Consider the following 19358-nt stretch of genomic DNA (forward strand, 5'->3'; position numbering starts at 1 on the left):
GATTACTGTGCCTTGAGTTTATGTGAAAAACGAATATGTAGCATGAGGCCTAAAGCGTTAGACCCTAATATAAAGAACCAAAGATATAGATTACTAGTCCCTCTGACCATATGGTAGTTTTCAAAAAAGCCTAACCTAAGCATCTCTATACCATGCGGTATCGGGTTGATCATTGCATACTCAAGGAGCCAATGGGGCAAATGATTCAATGGGAACATCACACCAGAAATCATGAGCAAAGGCAAACTAAGTAGTTTAACTATTTTTCCTATTTCCTCAACTAGTGTTGCTAATGCCGATAGTGTCAATCCAAACCCTAAACCAAGCAGCCAGAGTGAAAACCAACTAAAAAATGCTTCTATTGCATTATCCGGATAGAGCTCTAAGCCCAACAACACTCCTATACAAACAAAAATCATTAAAACGAAGGTACGTAACATACCATCTAAAAAAATTCTAACTATGACAGGATCTGTAGTTTGTACTTGTCGATAAGTAAACAGTGCTTGACTTGCCTTAACCGCTCCCATTCCTCGTATCAATCCATCACGCAGTAAATAAAACCCCATTAAACCCGTTACCATCCATGGAATGAATGGGGCATTCATGATGAGCCCATCCCCTTTTATAAAGGAACGCATACCCACCATAAGAGCTACCATGGCGAAGGGTTCAAGTACCATCCAGAACCAACCCATGCGGTCAGTCATGGTGCGGCCAATTGCTTCACGAATGAACATGGCGTACCAGACACTGCGCGTTACGGCCCAACAAGTGCGAGCTTTGGATCCACTCGTACTGCCGCGAGATGGGAGTTCAGTTGTAGGTCTCATGTCTCCGTTCATGTCACTGGCCATGATCAGAGGTCTATCGCGACTTTGGTGGCGACGGCGACCTGATAGAGAATCTGCGTGATGCTGGTGGCCAGCTGCAGGTTCTTGGTCGGCGGTTCCGGCAGTACCAGAATCTGATCACCCGAGCGCAGCTCGACTTCCTCGGCACGACGCACGGCGCCGTTCTGACGCACGACCAGAATCTGGTCTTCATCCGCGTGCTGCGTGAAGCCACCGGCGCTGTTGATATAGTCCATCACCGTCATGCCCTGGGTGTAGACCATGGCCTGAGGCACCACGACTTCGCCGCTGATCAACAGGGAATCGCTGATTTCCGGGATGGTGATGACATCGCCATCCTGCAGACGCACATCAGCGATGTTGCCGTCTTCTCGTGCCACGACCAGTCGTCCGGTCGGCTCTTCCTGCTTCGCCTGCTCGACAAACTTCTCGATCATCTCAGCTTCCTGGACACGAAGCTCGGATTCTTCGGTGGTCGAGGAAGACGCGCCAAGATAGGTGGCCTGAAGACGCTTGAGGCTGTCCTGCAGTGCCTGCGCCTGCTGTTCCTTGACGCTCTCACGACGGATGGAAACGCTCTGGTAATCGGTCAGTCCTTTCGGCACCCCGACGGCATTGAGCAATTCACCCAAGTGGGCATCGCGCGGCAGTGCATAACGTGACGGGCCATAGAAGCTGCCTTCCAGCTGCACGACGATGGTCTCGTCACGCTGGTCGGCACTGAACAGCACTTCATCCCCTGCGCGCACGTCAGCAGCGCGGAATTCCGTCACTGGCAGATAGCGCGAGATGGGCCCGTCGGGACGAGAGCCCCGCAGCAGCACGTGAGAGACACCCGACTTGAGGCGCGCCAGGTTCAGGACGTTTTCACCACTCAGACGCGAGTCGGTGAGCTCATAGCGATAGTCACGCTCGACATCCCCGACCACGCTGATCGCCGGGCCACGCTCCTCGACGACGACGGTATCGCCATCGCGGAATTGCGGGCGGGCAATCTCGCCATTGATCAGAAAGTCATACAGATCGACCGTATTGATGACACGACCGTTGCGCTTGATCTTGATCTTGCGGTAGCTGCCGAGTGCCTGGTCGATACCGCCGGCCTGGTCGAGGAAATACAGCATGGAATCATTCGGCGTGCCGGCGTAGCGGCCCGGATTCTTGACATACCCGGTCACGAAGACGCCCACCGGCTGCACGCCCTGCAGATTGGTATAGACACTGACATTCTCGGGATACACCTCTTGAATGGCGCTGCGCACCTTGCCATCCAGCTGGCCATTGGTGGTGCCCTGCACATTTACCGGGCCAATACCGGGAAGGAAGATGTTGCCCTGCGCATCGACAGGCAGCACGGATTCGATCTCGACGCCACCCCAAACGCGCAGGGTGATCTGGTCACCCGGCTTGATGGTGTAGCTGCTATTGAGACCATCGGCCATCATGCCGCGGAAACCACCACTGAAGAGGTTTTCGCCGAACGGCGGCAGAGAGTCGGGGTCGGTCTGCTCCTGGGAGGTCAGCGGCCCGTAGGTTCCGCTGCGCCAATCGGCACGCGCCTTGTCTTCTACACTATCCGTCTTTTGCGGAATGCTGGAGGCCTGGTCATTGCTGGACAGGATGGAACCACTGTCCAGGCCGGCTGCCATGGCAGGGCTGGCGTTCAGGCACGCTACCGCCACCAGGCACCCGGCCCGGAGCAAGAATCTGGAAATTGTCATCGGGCTAGGCCCCTCGTAATGCAAAGAAAATCGTGCAAAAAGATAATGCAGTGTCAGTCAGGAATGGCAGCGCCGGCCAGGCCAGCCTGCTTCCTGCAATCGTCGTTTCACGCCAAGCCAGGTGCGGGCCTTTCAGCGAGAAGGTACCGAGAAGTTATTGAGAAGCTCCTCAGTGGGCCTCTTCCAGCAGGCCGGTCACCAACCGCTGGGTCACCCAGGTGCCTTCACCGGCCTTGCCGTCATTGCTGGTCCGGCACGCCAGTTCCTTGCTGGGCAGATCACGCTGATTGGAGACCGTCAGCTCACGACAGATACGCCCGCTGGCCGCGAAGTAGCGCTCATGGGCGACCACTTCGACGTTGCTGCCCCAGGGGCTGGTCGGCACGGCAACCACGCTGCCGGGGGCCGCGCTGTCGAGAAATGACGAGACATCCGCCGGCAGCGACGCAGCGCCGGTCAGGTTGGCCAGGTTGGTACTGCCGGCACCGGTGGATTCCGGATAGGAGGTCGCGCAACCGGTGATGGCCAGTGCCAGGCCAGCGGCACAGATCAAGCGACCGATGCGAGATGATGTCTGACAATAAAATTTCTGAATCATGAAAGTATCCTGATGCTGCAAAGGCCCGAACCACTGAACAGAAGGGGGGAATTTTTTGACCTGTCGCAACAGTGCAGAGCTTTAGAGACGGCCCTCGACAGTATCAGCAGCAATGCAGCGATCAACAGCCATTCCGCCGGCCAATGATTCCCGACAAGTCTTGCCGACACTACTGACGTCGCCATCAAGGTGGCAAAAGTACCTACGTGCTGTTCGATTTCCATTGACAAGCGTTCCCTTGGCATCCTGCCGCTACTCTTTGCTTTGCTCTGCTCTGTACTTTCGCTCGTGAGGTCTACGACTACCAAACCTGGGGATAGGTTTACTCTGTGTAAGCGCGACACATTAACAGCAAACCTCATGCCACTAAAGCATACGGCCAATAAGGTTAACCGATGAAAAATATACAAGCTAATAGTTTGCTTGCTAGCAACTTTGCCCATGAAGAGTTTAATTGAATTCAGTCGTCACTTTGCGTACTTTCCCTATTTACGAACTCTGCGTCAACGGTAATACAGAAAGTGTTGCGAGAATATTGCCGCCAACACGGGTGACAAGTTGAGCAGTATTTTCGGACTGTGCAACGGAGCTTTTGCCTGTTCGACGCAACCCAAAAACATGGATGGTGGCTTCCCATGCAGTCTCACCACATCTGCCAACCCATCTCTCGTGATGCTTGCAAGGCCCCGCATGGCGAGACTTTCCGGAAGGTATTGTGCTTTTCTCGCGCTATTTTTCTCCAGCCGCACCTGGATGCCTTCATCCCGGAGCTGCAGCCATTGACTCGGGCGAGCCTTCGGGCACGACTTGCCATGGCGCATCGCGCGACAGCAGACCATTTGCACTCAGTTAGGGCATCAACAGGCGGCACAGAAGAAGACACAAGTTACAATAATGTGAGAAGACCATTACTTTTTGGCTTTTTCTCTTGCAAAAAGCGAGCCCCTGTCAAAGACATGGCCGCCGCCCCCCCGCTAGACTTTTGTCGAACAAATACCACTGAGAAGCACGCGAATGCATGGCCTGACTTTGACTCAATGGCCGGCCAAGACCATAGAGAATGTCAGCAAAGGGCGAGTGCCGTTGTTGGCTGGGGCCATAAGGCAACCGCTAACAAGGCTCGCACCTACGCCAGACAACAGGCACTACCTTATATCGCGCTGGAAGACGGCTTTTTGCGCTCACTCACCTTGTCCAGCGCGGGCTATCCAGCCATGTCGATGGTGGTGGACTACCAAGGCATCTATTACGATGCGCGCCAACCGAGCGATCTCGAGCAACTGATCGATGAAGCGCCAGCTCGTCAGGGAGACGCATTGCTGGCGCGCGCGCGCGCGGCTCTCGAAAGCCTGCGCATGCATCGCTTGAGCAAGTACAACCATGCACCAGAGCGCAAGCTGCCAGCCCGAAAGCCTGGCATGCAGCGACTCCTCATCGTGGATCAGACCGCCGAGGATGCGTCTGTCGTGGGCGGCATGGCCAGCCCGGAGACTTTCCTTGCCATGCTGAGGGAGGCCTGTGCCATCGAGGGAGCCGAAGTGTGGGTCAAGGTGCATCCGGATGTGATCGCCGGCAAGAAGCGCGGCTATCTGCTGAAAGAGGCACGCAAGCTTGGCTGCACGCTGCTGAGTGACGACATCAACCCATGGTGCCTGTTCGAACAGGTCGATGGCGTCCATGTCGTGACCAGCCAGCTTGGGTTCGAGGCCCTGATGGCAGGCCTGCCGGTGACCTGTCACGGTATGCCGTTCTATGCCGGGTGGGGCCTGACGGATGATCGGCAGCAATGTCCGCGCCGAGGCCAGTCACGCACGCTTGAGCAGGTGTTTGCCGCGGCCTATCTCGAATACAGCCGCTATGCCAACCCCTATACCCAGCAGGCCGCGACGCTCGAAGAGGTCATTCAACTGCTTGCAGACCAGAAGCGAATGGCTGCCAGACTGGCAGGTCACTGGATAGCGCCGGGGTACTCGCGCTGGAAGCGTAATTTCCTGCCCGGCTTCCTGGGACCCTTGGCGCACTGCGACTTTGTCAAAAGCGATGCCATCGCACTGCAGAAGCTGCAAAAGACAGCTGGTGTCACCATCGCGCATGATCCGCGAGCATTGTCGCAGCGCGAACAACAGGCCCCACACCCTACCCGCGTGCTGAGCTGGGCGAGCCGAACCACAGCAGAGCTGGAAGCCTCCGTCATTGCACAAGGGGGCGCTCTGTGGCGAATCGAGGACGGTTTCTTGCGCTCAGTCGGCCTGGGGGTGGATCTCACGCGGCCACTTTCGTTGATCCTCGACCCGCTCGGCATGCATTTTGACGCCAGTCGCTCAAGCGCATTGGAGCAGTGGTTGATGCATCATGATTTCACCGATGCCGAGTTAGGCCGCGCACGCCAATTACGCGAGCGCCTGATCACGCTGGGCCTGAGCAAGTACAATTCGGAAGGTGATGAATTGCCGGACCTTCGCGCGATGGCCAAGGGCCGTGACGTGATATTGGTCGTCGGCCAGGTGGAGTCAGACGCCTCGATACGCCATGCGTGTCCCGGGATACGTACCAATCAGGCTCTGCTTGAGGCGGCGCGGGAATTGCACCCTGAAAGCTACGTGATCTATAAACCGCACCCCGACGTTGTCACAGGGGGGCGTAGTGGCGAGGTGGCGACTGAAGGCGGGACGTACGATCTCGAATTGACCACCGGCAATATCAGTCGGTTATTTGAGCAGGTGGATCATGTACACACGCTCTGCTCGCTCGCGGGCTTTGAAGCCCTGATACGAGGTGTGCCCGTCACGACCCATGGCCTGCCCTTCTATGCTGGCTGGGGGCTGACTAATGACCTTGTCGAGTGTCCAGGACGAACTCGGCACTTGAGCGTGGATGCCCTTGTCGCTGGTGCGCTGATCGAATATCCGATCTACGTGGATCCCGATCGGGGGGACTTATGCAATGCCGAAACAGTTGTCACAATACTTGAACGCCAACGAACCATGCTCAGGAATGGCACCATGCGACTTTCATTACCTTGGAAAACCCGGCTATATCGCGGCTATCGAGCATTGTTCATCGGGAAGCACTGACTCATGGAACATGGACGTCTGACACCACCCCTTAGCCTCACGCCACCAACCGGTGCCGACATGCCTGTCAGCGCAAGGCTTGGCCAGGCGTTGGAGCGGATCATGGGCGATGGCGCTCTTGCAAAGCTGTCTGATGATGCCGTCTTGACGCCCCCGCTGAATCACCCTTCAGCCCCTCTCATCAGCGATGGCTGGGCAGCATCGAAGGCACCCGATATCCAGCTGCGCCCCCGTGAGGGGGGACGCCGGCGCGTCTTCATGTTGCTGCAGGGGGTGTGCTCGCCCTTCTTCCTGCACCTGGCGAAAAAGCTCAAGCAGGGTGGCCATGAGGTCATCAAGGTCAACTTCAACAGCGGCGACAGCTTCTACTGGCGCCACGACAAGGCGTATGCCTATCGCGGCAAGCTCGAGGACCTCGGCGACTGGATCGCCGAACTCTGGCGCAAGCATCACGTCACCGATCAGGTATTGTTCGGCGACCGACGCCCGGTACATCGTGATGCCGTGCTCAAGGCGGAATATCTCGGCATCCGTACCCACGTGTTCGAGGAGGGCTACTTCCGCCCTTACTGGGTGACACTGGAGCGTGAAGGCGTCAATGGCCACTCCCTGCTGCCACGCGACCCTGACTGGTTCCGTGAGGCAGGCAAGCATCTCGAAGATGCCCCCACGCCACAGCGCTTCAAGGCGCCTTTCAGTGAGCGTGCGCGCCATGACATCACCTACCACCTGGCGGGCGCGGCCAATCCGCTGCTGTTCCCGCGCTACCGCCCGCACAGCATTCACGCCGTGCAGGAATACGCGGGCTATGCGACACGACTGCCCTTGATGCGCTGGTACAAGCGGCGTGATGCCAAGCGTATCGATCAGCTGATGGGCAGTGGCGCGCCCTACTACATGCTGCCGCTGCAGTTGAATACCGATGCCCAGATACGCCACCACTCGCGCTTCGCCAACATGCAGGAAGTCATCCAGCGGGTGATGAAGAGCTTCGCCCTGAATGCGCCACGTGGTGCACGCCTGGTGATCAAGAACCACCCCCTCGACATGGGGCTGGTGGATTACCCTAGGCTGATTCGCTCATTGGAGCGCCGCTACGACCTGATCGGGCGTATCGTCTATCTGGAGAGCGGCAACCTGGAGAAGCTGCTGCAGCAGGCCAAGGGCATGATCACGGTCAACAGCACGACCGGCAACGTGGCGCTGCAATATCGCTGCCCGACCTTCTGCATGGGCGATCCGATCTTCAACTTGCCGGGCCTGACCTTCCAGGGTTCGCTGCATGATTTCTGGACCCAGGGTCAGCGCCCCGACACCACGCTCTTCCGACATTTCCGCAATACGGTGATTCATACCGTGCAGCTCAATGGCGGCTTCTACTGCAAGCCGGGCATGCAACTGGCCGTGTTGGGCGCCTCCAAGATACTGTGCGCCGAACGCTCGCCGCTGGAGAACATGTTGAGCCGCTGCTGAACATGCAAAAAGACTGCTGGACCACGCAACAACGGTGAGATACGCCAATGATGGCAGCCTCTCTCACCCGACCATAACGAGAAACGCAAGGGAACTGCCGACCTTCGGTGTCGGGATTCAAGGAGACCAAAGATGACGGCCATGCCCCCCCAGCAGCCAGAGCCTACCGACGCTGAACGCGACACTGGCACTCACCGAGCGGATAGCCGGCCTGCAGAGAGCGACGCCAGTGCGAAAGCTGCCCAGGATGCCAGCCGCCAGCGGCGCGTCCTGATCACCGGTGCCACGGGCGAGATAGGCAGCGCCCTGGCGCGCGCCTACGCCGAGACGGGCACCACGCTGATCCTCACCGGCCGCAAGCAGCGCAAGCTCGATGCGATCGCCAACGACTGCCGCAAGCTGGGCGCCGAGGTGGAATGCACGGTACTCAATCTGTGTGATGAAGAGACCCTGTTCACCTGGCTGGATGAAGTCTGCGCGCGCGGCGTGCCGGACATCGCCATCGCCAACGCCGGCATGAACACCGATATCGGCCCCCAGGGCAACGGAGAGCGCTGGGAGGATTCACGCCGCCTGCTGCAGACCAACGTGATCGGCACGCTGGGCATGGCCCACCATCTGGCCATGGCGATGAAGCAGCGCGGCAGTGGCCAGCTGGTACTGCTCAGCTCTCTGGCGGCATGGCATGGCCTGGCATTGACGCCCAGCTACAGCGGCAGCAAGGCGGCGGTCAAGGCATATGGCGAAGGCCTGCGCAGCTGGCTCAAACCCCATGGCGTGGGTGTCACCGTCGTCATGCCCGGCTATGTCACCTCGCCGATGTGCGAGGCCATGCCAGGGCCCAAGCCCTTCGAGATGCCACCCGAGAAGGCCGCACGCCGGATCCTCAAGGGTGCAGCGCGTAACCGGGCGCGTATCAGCTTTCCCTTCCCGCTCAACTTCGGGTGCTGGTGGTTAAGCGTCCTGCCCGCCGGAATCTCCCAGCGCCTGCTCGGGTGGTTCAATTACACTCATTGATCGGGGCTTGCGTCTTCGTGAACCTGAGCCGTGAACCGTGAGACGGCCCGCCATGCGCAGCAGGCGATGACTCAGCGTTTTTCCATTGTCATGACAATGAGTTAGCGTAATACCCCAGCACCTGCCACTGGAGTACATCGTGCAGGATCGATAAAGAAGACAGTGGCGGGAACGCCAAAGCGACAGTTGAACACGCTGGAACGATCAGGACCTGGACACCAGAGCGCCTGAAAATACTGCGGCGAGGGGCCGACTTGTCACTCCCCTGGCCGCCATGGATCTTGATCAGGGTCGAGTACTCGACCGGACACTACACAGCCCCTGCGACGGCAGAGGCTAACGAGGTCGGCATTACATGGAGTTTGTCATTGCGTTTGTGTCTTTCATGGCCGGGCCACTGCTGGTCGGCTTCGGGCTGACGCTGGGGCTTGAGCATCTGCTGCTGAAACAGATGACGTCACCGCCAGCCGCATTCTGGCGCCGCCCCGTCAGCGCCAGGCTGGCACATGTCGGGTACTGGTGCGCCAGCTGGTCACTGTGCACCTTGATCACCCAGCGCCCCTGGTTCTCGCTGATCGTCGTCAATGCGCTGTGGCTGGTGGTGCTGCAGGTCAGCCACACCAAGTACGTGTCGCTGCGCGAACCCTTCCTCAGCCAGGACTTCGAGTACTTCACCGACGCCATCAAGCACCCGCGCCTGTATATCCCCTTCTTCGGCATCGGGCTGACCATCGCCGCGACCACGGCCGGGGCGCTGGCGATCGGTCTGGGACTCTGGCTCGAGCCCGCGCTGGGCTTCTCCGCCGCCTACTCAGGCAACGCCGCTCTATGGCTGGTGCCGTTGATCAGCGTTCTGATCGGCGCGAGCGTCTTGACCTATGCCCTGGGCAACCGTCTGGCCAGCAAGGTGATGCTGGTCCCCGAGTTCGACCTGAGCGAGCTGGGCATGGTGGCCTACCTGCTGGCCTATGCGCGGCTGGCGCGTCGCCCGCTGACGCCGCTGCGCAACCCCTTGGAGGAGGCACAGCGCGAGCTCGACGCCACCTTGCGCGAACTCGATGATGAAGATGCGACCAAGGCACTGCCCCATGTGGTCAGCGTGCAGAGCGAATCCTTCTTCGATGCCCGCCGCGTCTACCCCCGGGTACGTGACGACCTGCTGCCGAACCTGGACCGCTGCCACTTCATCGCCCTGGCCCAGGGCCTGCCGTGCGGGCGCCTGGCCGTGCCGGCGTGGGGCGCCAATACCGTGCGCACCGAAACCGCCTTCCTGACGGGCCTGACCGCCGAGGAGCTCGGCGTGCACCAGTTCAACCCCTACCATCAGCTGGCGCGTCGCGCCGTGCCCAATCTGGCCGCCAGCTACAAGGCAATGGGCTATCGCACGCTGTGCATCCATCCCTATCCCGGCACCTTCTATCTGCGCAATCAGGTGCTGAAACAGCTCGGTTTCGATGAATTTCTCGACATCGCCCACTTCAGCGATGCCGACAAGAGTGGCCAGTACATCAGCGATGCCGCCGTAGCCGCCAAGGTCGAAGACTGCCTGCTGGAAGCCGGCGACACGCCGTTGTTCATCCAGGTGATCACCATGGAGAATCATGGCCCGCTGCATCTGGAAACCTTCGACAGCGTACGTCTGGCGGAGTGGTATGACGGAGACCTGCCGGAGAACTGTCAGGAACTGGGCATCTATCTGCGTCATCTGGTGAATGCCGATGCGATGATCGACCAGCTCACCACCGCGCTGGCGCGACTGCCGCGCGGCGGGCTGCTGTGTTTCTATGGAGACCATGTGCCGATCATGCCCGAGGTCTATACGACCCTGGGCGAGCCCAATGGCGTGACCGACAGCTTCATCTGGTCCAGCGCCCTGCCGGAGTCCGACGACACCGCCCGCCAGACCATGGCGGCCGTGCGCGACAAGGACCCGCAGCTGATGGAGTGGGCCCTCGACTGCGAAGGGCCCTTCAAGACTGACGAGCAATGCCGCAAGGGCGACCCGCGCGTCATCAATATCGATACATTAGGAAGTGCGCTGCTGAAGGCGACCGCGAAACATGCTCGCCACAGTGCCGTGACTCAGAAGTTCAGGAGCTTGTCATGACCCGACGCGTTGCCATCATCGGCGCAGCCAGCCGTTTCCCCGGCACCACTCAGGCCACCCTGTGGGACGACCTCCTGGCCGGCAAGGACATGGTGACCGAAGTCGCCGACGACCGCTGGAGCAAGGAATCTCTCTCGCACCCGGACAAGAAAGCCCCGGGCATGAGCTACAGCTTCGCCGCAGGTTCACTGGGCGACATCACCGGCTTTGACCCCGCCTTCTTCGGCATCAGCCCGCGCGAAGCCGCCAGCATGGACCCCCAGCAGCGCATGCTGCTGGAGATGAGCTGGGAAGCCATCGAGCACGCCGGCATCCCGGCCGAGAAGATGCGCGGCTCACGCTGTGGCGTCTTCATGGGTATCGCGAGCCTGGATTACTCCTACCGCATGGCGGATGACCTGAGCGCCATCGGCCCGAATACCGCGACCGGCAATACCTCCAGCGTGGCCTCCAACCGCCTGTCGTATGCCTTCGACCTGCACGGCCCGAGCCTGTCGCTGGATACCGCCTGCTCTTCTTCAATGGTCGCCTTCCACCAGGCCTGCCAGTCGATCCGAAGCGGCGAGACCGACATGGCGCTGACCGGCGGCATCAGCCTGCACCTGCATCCGTACGGCTTCCTGATCTTCTCCAAGGCCACGATGCTGTCGAAGACCGGCCGCTGTCAGGTATTCGATGAGGCCGGCGACGGCTATGCGCGCTCCGAAGGCGGCGGCGTCTTCCTGCTCAAGGATCTCGATCAGGCCATCGCAGATGGCGATCGCATTCTCGCCGTGGTGGCCTCTTCCGTGGTCAATACCGATGGCTACAAGTCCGGCCTGACCGTGCCCAACCCGGCGGCGCAGATCCAGTTGATGGAACAGGCCTGCGAGCAGGCCGGCATCAGCCCGGACGAGATCGACTACCTCGAGGCCCACGGTACCGGCACCGCAGTCGGTGACCCGCTGGAAACCCGCGCCATCGGTGCCGCCATCGGCCAGAAGCGCTCCAACCCGCTGCCGATCGGCTCGATCAAGAGCAACATGGGCCACCTGGAAACCGCCTCTGGCGTGGCCGGCCTGGCCAAGGCACTCGGCGTGATCGCGCACCGTGAAGTGCCCGCGACGATCAAGATCCAGCGTCTGAATCCGAAGATTCGTAGCGACGAGTGGAATCTGGATATCGTCACCCAGCCGCGCAAGCTCAAGGCAGACGGTCGCCTGGTCGTCGGCGTCAACTCCTTCGGCTTCGGTGGCGCCAATGCCCACGTGCTGCTGGAAAGTGCCCCCGAACAGTCGGTAGCGCAACCGCATACTGAAGGCGAACAGACGCCGCCGCTGCGCCTGAGCGCCCGTTCGCCACAGGCGCTCAGGCAATCCGCGCTGGAGCTGGCAGAGCACCTGCGTGAGCTCGCCGCCCACGACATGGCGCCAGGCCTCTACGATCTCGCCTGGCAGCTGGCCGCCCGTCGTGAGCACCATGTGCATGGCGCCCTGCTCAGCGCAGACACTTTCACTACCCTGCTTGAGGACCTCGATACCCTCGGCAGCGAGGGGGATCTCGGCGACCATCCGCGCATTACCCTGGCGGACCGTCTGCCGGCATTGCCGAGCGCCAGCGACAATGGTGCATCGCCGCGCCAGGGCGCAAACGCCGTCAGCAGCGCGCAGCAGGAGCGCGGCCCGGTGTTCGTGTATTCCGGCAATGGCTGCCAGTGGGCCGGCATGGGCCGTGCCCTGCTGGAAGAATCCGCCAGCGTGCGCGCCTGTCTTGAACGCCTCGATGTCGCCTTCCGCGACTTCAATGGCTTCGAGCTGCTCAAGGAGCTGGACGGCAGCCTGAGCGACAAAGGCGAGAACCGCCTGGACGCCACCGAGATCGCCCAGCCGACGCTGTTCGCGCTGCAGGTCGCGGTCACCGAGTGGCTGATCGAACGCGGTATCCGTCCTGCTGCCGTCACCGGCCACAGTGTCGGCGAAGTCGCTGCCGCCTGGGCCAGTGGCGCGCTGACGCTCGAACAGGCCACCCGCGTCATCTTCCAGCGCAGCTATCACCAGGGGCGCACCCGTGGCACCGGCGCAATGATGGCCGTCGGTCTCGGCGAGTGCGAGATGCGCGAGTGGCTGGAGCAGCCGCAATGGGCGTCGCTGTCACTGGCTGGCATCAATGGCCCACGCGGCACCACCCTGGCCGGCGAGCGTGAGCTGCTGGAGGCGCTTAGCAAGGAGCTCTCCGCCCAGGGCACCTTCGCGCGAGTACTGGGGCTGGATTACGCCTTCCACAGCCCGGCGATGGATCCGATCAAGCCCGGCCTGCTCGAATCCCTCGACGGCCTGACGCCCCGCGCCACCCATACCCCGTTCATCTCCACCGTCACCGGCAGCGTCATTGCCGGCGAGCAGCTGGATGCACGCTACTGGTGGGAGAACATCCGCCAGCCGGTCATGTTCGAGGCCGCCGTCACGTCGCTGGTCAACTGGCACTCCGACGCGGAAGAGAACGCTTTCCTCGGCCGCCATCGCCTGCTGGTCGAGATCGGCGCGCACCCGATCCTGCGCAGCTACCTGAACGACATCCTCAAGGCGCGCAGTGACGAGGCACCCGCCGGCCAGGTGCTCGCCAGTCTCGACCGTCGCCATGCCGGGCTAGATGCCCTGGAGCACCTGCGCGGTCGCGTGCTGCTCTCCGGCGCCGTCGACATCACCGGCCTGTTCCCGGTCGCCGGTCAGTTCATCGAGCTGCCAAGCTATCCATGGCAACGCATCCCGTGCTGGATCCAGACCACCAGCGAAAGCCAGCGTCTGCTGGATCGTCATTACGTACATCCGCTGCTCGGCTATCGTCTCGCCCAGCAACGCCTGACCTGGGAAGCCCAGCTCGACACCCAGAAGGTCGCGTGGCTGGCCGATCACCAGGTCGGCGATAGTGCCGTCTTCCCGGGGGCCGGCTATCTGGAGCAATGCCTGGCCGCCGCCCACGAATGGCAGGCCGCCAGCGCCGATGCGGACAGCCTGCCCGACGTGCTGGATCTGGAAGACTTCGAGATTCGCGCCCCGCTGCTGCTCGATGACAGCACGCTGCGTCTGACCCGCCTGTCGCTGGACAGCGCCAATGGCGCCATGCGTCTGGAGAGTCGTGAGACACGCGCGGAAGATGCCGACAAGTGGAATCTGCACGCCGTGGCGCGCGCCTTCACCGCCACGCGTGGACGCCTGCTGGAGCGAGCCGCCCCGATCATGCCGACTCGCGCCGCCGATTTCGGCCGCGATGAGCACGTGGCGGCTGCCGCGCAACTCGGCCTGCATTACGGTCCGCATTTCCGCGCCGCCGAGCAGATCTGGGTCGACGCGGGCGCCGACCATCACGCACCGGGCACTGCGCGTCCGCAGGTGCTGGCCCGTTTCTCGCTGACCGAGGAAATGGCCAGCCAGGACGCAGACTTCCACCTGCACCCCGGCGTGCTCGACAGCGCCTTCCAGCTGTTCATTCCGCTGCTGGGCGTACTCAAGGGCCAGATGGCGGCCAGCAATGGCATGGCCTTCGTGCCGGTACGCGTCGGTCGCCTGCAGGTGCGTGAGCAGGTACGCGCCTCACAGATCGTCACCGCGCGTGTCGTGCTGCGCTCGCGTGGCCCGCACTCCCTGTGTGCCGACTTCGAGCTGTTCGACGCCGAAGGCCGCGCCGTGGCGGTTGCCGAAGAGGCCCGCTTCCGCGCCGTACGCCTGGGACGTGATGGCACGGCGCACCTGGATTACCTGGATATCGAACTGACTGCCGCCCCGCACCCGCTCACTCAACCGACCGCGCCGATATTGAATCTCGCAGGCCTGGTGAATGACGCCATGCAGGCCACAGAGGCTGCCGATGACGGTGAGGCGAATGTTGGTGAGAGTGTTGGTGAGAATGTGGGTGAGAGAGACGCGGCCGCCAGCGCACAGACGCTGCTGGCCGACAGCCAGTGTTTCCGCGATGAGCTGGAGCCGCTGCTCGACAGCCTGATGCTCGCCAGCGTCCACGAGACCCTGCTGCGTCACGCCGCGCCGGGTGACCCGGAACTGGCCCATCTCGATCACGAGGCGCTGTCGCGCTGGCAGCGCCGTTGCCCGCTGTTCAGCCGTGCCCTGCTCGACTGGGCCGAGTCACAAGGCCTGACGGAAGCACTCGACAGCGGCGACTGGCAGATCAACTCGCTGGATCTGCCCGCCGCCAATGACATCTGGCAGCTGCTGGTACGCGACTACCCGGGCCAGTTCCCGCTGACGCATGCCGCCGGTCGCCTGCACCTGCACCTGGATGAATGGCTCAATCGCGGCATGCCCTTGGGCGGGACTCAGTTAGAAGGGGCTCAGTCAGAAGGGACTCAGCTGGACGGTACCGCTGATGAAGTGGTGGCAGATCGCGAGGCGCTGCTCTCAACGGACGCCAGTGCCGCACTGGAGCATCTGCGCCAGCCGCTGATCCCGACGCTGCTCAAGACAGCGGTCGGCAATGCCGGCTGGCAGTGGTTGAGCTCACAGCTCGATCAACGTATCAGCAGCGCACTTGCCACTCTGCCTGCCGGCCAGCGCCTCGATGTGCTGGAGCTGGGTGCCGGCGGCCCTTGGCTGGGCCAGCGTCTCGCGACACTGCGCGAGGCGGATGTACGCAACGGTCGCTACTCAGCGCTGGATTACCGCTTCGTGGCCGCCAGTGCCGGCGCCCTCAGTGAAGCCAATCGTCTGCAGGATGACTTGCCGCTGATCGAGGTGATCGCGGGCGAGGCCTTCCAGGACACCGCCACGACCCACAAGACGCAGCTCGCCATCGTGCATCTGGACTTCGAGGCACCGTCACAGGCGCGCGAGCTGCTGACAGCACTGATCGCCCGTCTGGCCCCCGGCGCGCAGCTGCTGCTGTGTGGCTGTGAACCGGCGGCCTGGGCCGGGCCGATTCTGGCCCTCGATGATGGTGAGCAGCTGCGCAGTCATCCGGGCATCGCGCAATGGCAGCGTCTCTTGACCCAGCTGGGCCTCGACATAGAGTCATCAGCGCCTGCCAGCGATAGCCTGGCCAGCGATCACCTGGGTACTGAAACATCAGGCGCCTGGTGGCTGTCCGCGACACTTGCCGCTCAGGCACCGCTTGCGGAAGGCCAGACGGCGGCAAGTGGATCAGTCGAGAGCGAATCAGTAGCAAGCCAGGCCGCAGAAAGCCAAGCCGCCACGCTCTCCATCGCGTTGCTGGATTGCCCGCAGGCACCGGCGGATCAGGCACTGCTGACGCGCTTGAGCGACTCACTGACCGCGCGTGGTCATCAGGTCCGCCATCAGCGCCTGTCAGCCAGCCTGCCTGCGGACGTCTCCGCACTGATCGAGCAGCTTGGCGACGTTGATCACCTGATCGCGCTGCCAAGCGCTGCGACGACAGATGAGCAGAGCGACGCGGATCACACCAATGCTCTCCAGTGCGCACGCCAACAGCTGCTGGCACAGGTCGCCCAGGCCTTTGATAGCGCCCAGGAGCAGGACGACAGCCGCGTCGCCCCGACCCTGTGGGTGCTTACACATGACGTGGCGACGCTTTGGCAGACAGATGGCACCCCCGCCGCGACGCCACCGGCAGATGCCGCCAGCTGGGGCTTTGCGCGCAGTCTGGCCAATGAGAGCCAGTCGCTGGCCATTCGCCTGCTGGATACGCCGACGCTTGAGCACGACGACGCCTGCACGCCGGCCTTGATGGGCGCGCTGGTGCAGGAACTCGAAGCGCCGGATCACGAGCAGGAGGTGGTGCTGAATGCCACTGGCGCGCGCTTCGCGACACGCCTGCGTCAGGTGGCGGCGCCTCAGCAGGACGCTGGTGGCGAGAGCGCCCTCTCCCAGATCTCAGGCTCGCAGGCCTCAGGCGCTCAGACATCAGCCTCTAAAGCCCCAGGCGCTCAGCGCCACGGCGTCAGCCTCGGCTTCAGCCAGCCCGGCCAATTGCGCAATCTGGAATGGCAGCCACGCATTCTGCCCGCCGTGGCAGCCGGCGAAGTCGAAGTGCGTGTCGAGGCGACCGGTCTCAACTTCCGCGATGTCATGTACACCCTCGGCCTGCTGTCGGATGAAGCCATCGAACACGGCTTCTCCGGCCCGAGCCTGGGGCTCGAGTTCTCCGGCATCGTCACTAAGGTCGGCGCCAATGCCGAATTCAAGGTCGGCGACCGCGTGGTCGGCTTCGGCCCGGCCAGCTTCTCCGACCGCCTGGTGATCGCCGACACGGCGCTGGCCCATGTGCCCTACGGCGTCAGCCTGGAAGCCGCGGCGACCATCCCGACCACCTTCTTCACCGTCTACTACGCGCTCAAGCATCTGGCACGGTTGGAAGAAGGCGAGAAGGTACTGATTCACGGCGCCGCCGGCGGCGTGGGCATCGCGGCATTGCAGATCGCCGAGTGGCTGGGCGCCGAGGTGTTCGCCACCGTCGGCTCGCCGGCCAAGCGCGACTTCCTCGCGCTGATGGGCATCGACAACGTCTATGACTCGCGCAGCCATGGCTTCGCCGAGGATATCCTGGCCGATCTCGCCGCACGCCAGCAGCGCGACCCATCCGTTGATGCGCGCGGTGTCGATGTGGTGCTCAACTCGCTGGCCGGTGAAGCCATCGCCCAGAACCTGCGCGTGCTCAAGCCGTTCGGGCGCTTCTGTGAGCTGGGCAAGCGCGACTTCTACGAGAACACCCCGATGGGGCTGCGTCCGTTCCGCAATAACCTCAGCTACTTCGGCATCGATTCCGATCAGCTGATGAAGGAATGCCCGGGCCTGACCACGCGTCTGTTCCGCGAGATGATGGCGCTGTTCGAGGACGGCACCCTGGCGCCGCTGCCCTACACCACCTTCGATGCCAGCCAGGTGGTCGAGGCCTTCCGCTACATGCAGCAGGCCCGCCAGATCGGCAAGGTCGTCGTCACTCAGCGCGTAGCCGAACACGCCGCTGAGCAGACAAGTGCAAGTGCGGGGCCGGGTGCAAGTGCAGGATCCAATCAGCGCGACGCGCTAGCGGCCAATCAAAAGACACTGACGATCGACCCGGCGGGCAGCTATCTGGTCACCGGCGGTCTGGGCGGCTTTGGCCTGCGCAGCGCCGAGTGGCTGGCCGCGATGGGCGCGCGTGAGCTGGTACTGCTCGGGCGCTCCGGCGCGGCCAGTGAGGAAGCGCAGCAAGGTGTCGCGCGTCTCGAGGCCCAGGGCGTGAACGTGCATGCGCTGGCCTGTGATGTCGCCGATGACGCCGCGTTGTCAAAGGTGTTCGCACGCTTCGGCAAAGCCGCTGACGACGATGGCATCGCCCCGCTCAAGGGCATCATACATGCCGCCGCGGTGATCGATGATGCGCTGATTCGCCATCTCGATGCCGAGCGCATCCAGCGCGTGATGACGCCGAAGCTGGAAGGCGCGCGCCTGCTGGATCGCCTGAGTGCCGAGCATGCGCTGGACTTCTTCGTGCTCTACTCCTCGGCCACCACCCTGTTCGGCAACCCGGGGCAGAGCGTCTACGTGGCGGCCAACCACTGGCTGGAAGGCCTCGCCGCCAACCGTCGTGCGCGTGGCCTGCCCGCCACCTGCGCACGCTGGGGCGCGATCGAGGATGCCGGCTTCCTGGCACGCAACGAGAAGACCCGCGAAGCACTCAAGAATCGCCTCGGCGGTGATGCGCTGATGGCAGACCACGCACTGGCGTGTCTCGGTGAGATGATCAGTGCAGATCAGCACGCCCAGGCACTCGGCCTGCCGGGACGCTCATTGGGCGTGCTGGAACTGGACTGGGGCGCGCTTGCACGCTTTCTGCCGACCGCCGCCACCCCACGCTTCGAGGAAATCGCCCGCCGCGCCGGTGAGGATGACAACAGCCAGGCGCAGCAGGATGATATCGCCGCGGCACTGGCGGGCTTGAGCGGCGAAGCGCTGCAGACCGCCATCGTCGAGATTCTCAAGGGCGAGCTGAGCAAGATTCTGTTGATTGACGCCAGCGCCATCGACGTCAACAAGAGCGTCTACGACATGGGCTTCGACTCGCTGATGGGGGTCGAGCTGATGACGGCGGTCGAGGCGCGCCTGGGCATCAGCATTCCGGTGATGATGATCAGCGAAGCCGCCACCCTGTGGCGACTGGCGGAGCGTCTGATGCACAAGATGGGCAATGCCGACGGCGAGGAAGCCGAAAGCAACGCCGAAGACCAGGCCATGGCGCAGCTGGTGAAGCAGCATGGCGGCGAGACGGCCACGCTGACAGAGCGGGGAGAGATGGTCAGCAAGTAGCCGCCAGCCTCGGCGCCCAGCCCACGCCTTGATGCCGGATGGCAGGTGTGGGCTGGTGCCATGCGCCATCTTGGCGTAACGTCGACCCATTCGCGCAACGGTGACAGGCAGACGGACATCGCCAGATCGGGCCCTGACAGCAGTCCTCGCTCTCGCCAAGGCCCATGCCTCGTCAGCGCACACGATCAGCTTGAAGATACCCGACGGGCGGAGAGCCAAAGCTCTTGCGCCCGTTTTTGGGTCAGCATCACATGTGTAA

The 19358-nt window shown here is 62.3% G+C and carries 8 protein-coding genes; 5 read left to right on the top strand and 3 right to left on the bottom strand.

The window, feature by feature from the left end; genetic code table 11:
* Positions 1-2: 2 nt before the first annotated feature.
* The 3 genes from R2R70_RS05470 to R2R70_RS05480 form a co-directional block, all read right to left on the bottom strand.
* Complete coding sequence (locus R2R70_RS05470) at positions 3-740, bottom strand: ABC transporter permease (protein WP_410977495.1); 738 nt, start codon at positions 738-740, stop codon at positions 3-5.
* A gap of 119 nt (positions 741-859) precedes the next feature.
* Positions 860-2503 (bottom strand): polysaccharide biosynthesis/export family protein, encoded by a 1644-nt coding sequence (locus R2R70_RS05475; RefSeq protein WP_405279032.1) that lies wholly within the window; start codon positions 2501-2503, stop codon positions 860-862.
* Between the two features lie 241 nt (positions 2504-2744).
* Positions 2745-3173 carry a DVU3141 family protein gene (locus tag R2R70_RS05480; RefSeq protein WP_410977496.1) on the bottom strand — a complete coding sequence of 143 codons (429 nt, stop codon included), beginning with the start codon at positions 3171-3173 and terminating at the stop codon, positions 2745-2747.
* 1037 nt (positions 3174-4210) lie between these two features.
* On the opposite strand from R2R70_RS05480, the gene R2R70_RS05485 reads away from it, so the two are divergent.
* The 5 genes from R2R70_RS05485 (at position 4211) to R2R70_RS05505 (ending at position 19099) form a co-directional block, all read left to right on the top strand.
* On the top strand, positions 4211-6247 hold the full coding sequence (locus R2R70_RS05485) for a capsular polysaccharide biosynthesis protein (protein WP_348473547.1): 2037 nt from the start codon (positions 4211-4213) through the stop codon (positions 6245-6247).
* A 60-nt stretch (positions 6248-6307) separates the two neighbouring features.
* Positions 6308-7720, top strand: coding sequence for a capsule biosynthesis protein (locus R2R70_RS05490; protein ID WP_410977497.1), 1413 nt, complete (start codon positions 6308-6310; stop codon positions 7718-7720).
* A gap of 132 nt (positions 7721-7852) precedes the next feature.
* Positions 7853-8737: an SDR family NAD(P)-dependent oxidoreductase gene (locus R2R70_RS05495; protein ID WP_410977498.1), complete on the top strand. Its 885-nt coding sequence runs from the start codon at positions 7853-7855 to the stop codon at positions 8735-8737.
* Positions 8738-9122: 385 nt separating this feature from the next.
* Entirely contained in the window at positions 9123-10844 is a 1722-nt protein-coding gene (locus tag R2R70_RS05500) for an LTA synthase family protein (protein ID WP_410977499.1), read from the top strand.
* Positions 10841-19099 carry a type I polyketide synthase gene (locus tag R2R70_RS05505; protein ID WP_410977500.1) on the top strand — a complete coding sequence of 2753 codons (8259 nt, stop codon included), beginning with the start codon at positions 10841-10843 and terminating at the stop codon, positions 19097-19099. The genes R2R70_RS05500 and R2R70_RS05505 overlap by 4 nt, the downstream gene beginning before the upstream one ends.
* Positions 19100-19358: the final 259 nt, after the last annotated feature.

This window comes from Cobetia sp. SIMBA_158 (assembly GCF_046566945.1).
GTDB lineage: Bacteria > Pseudomonadota > Gammaproteobacteria > Pseudomonadales > Halomonadaceae > Cobetia > Cobetia amphilecti.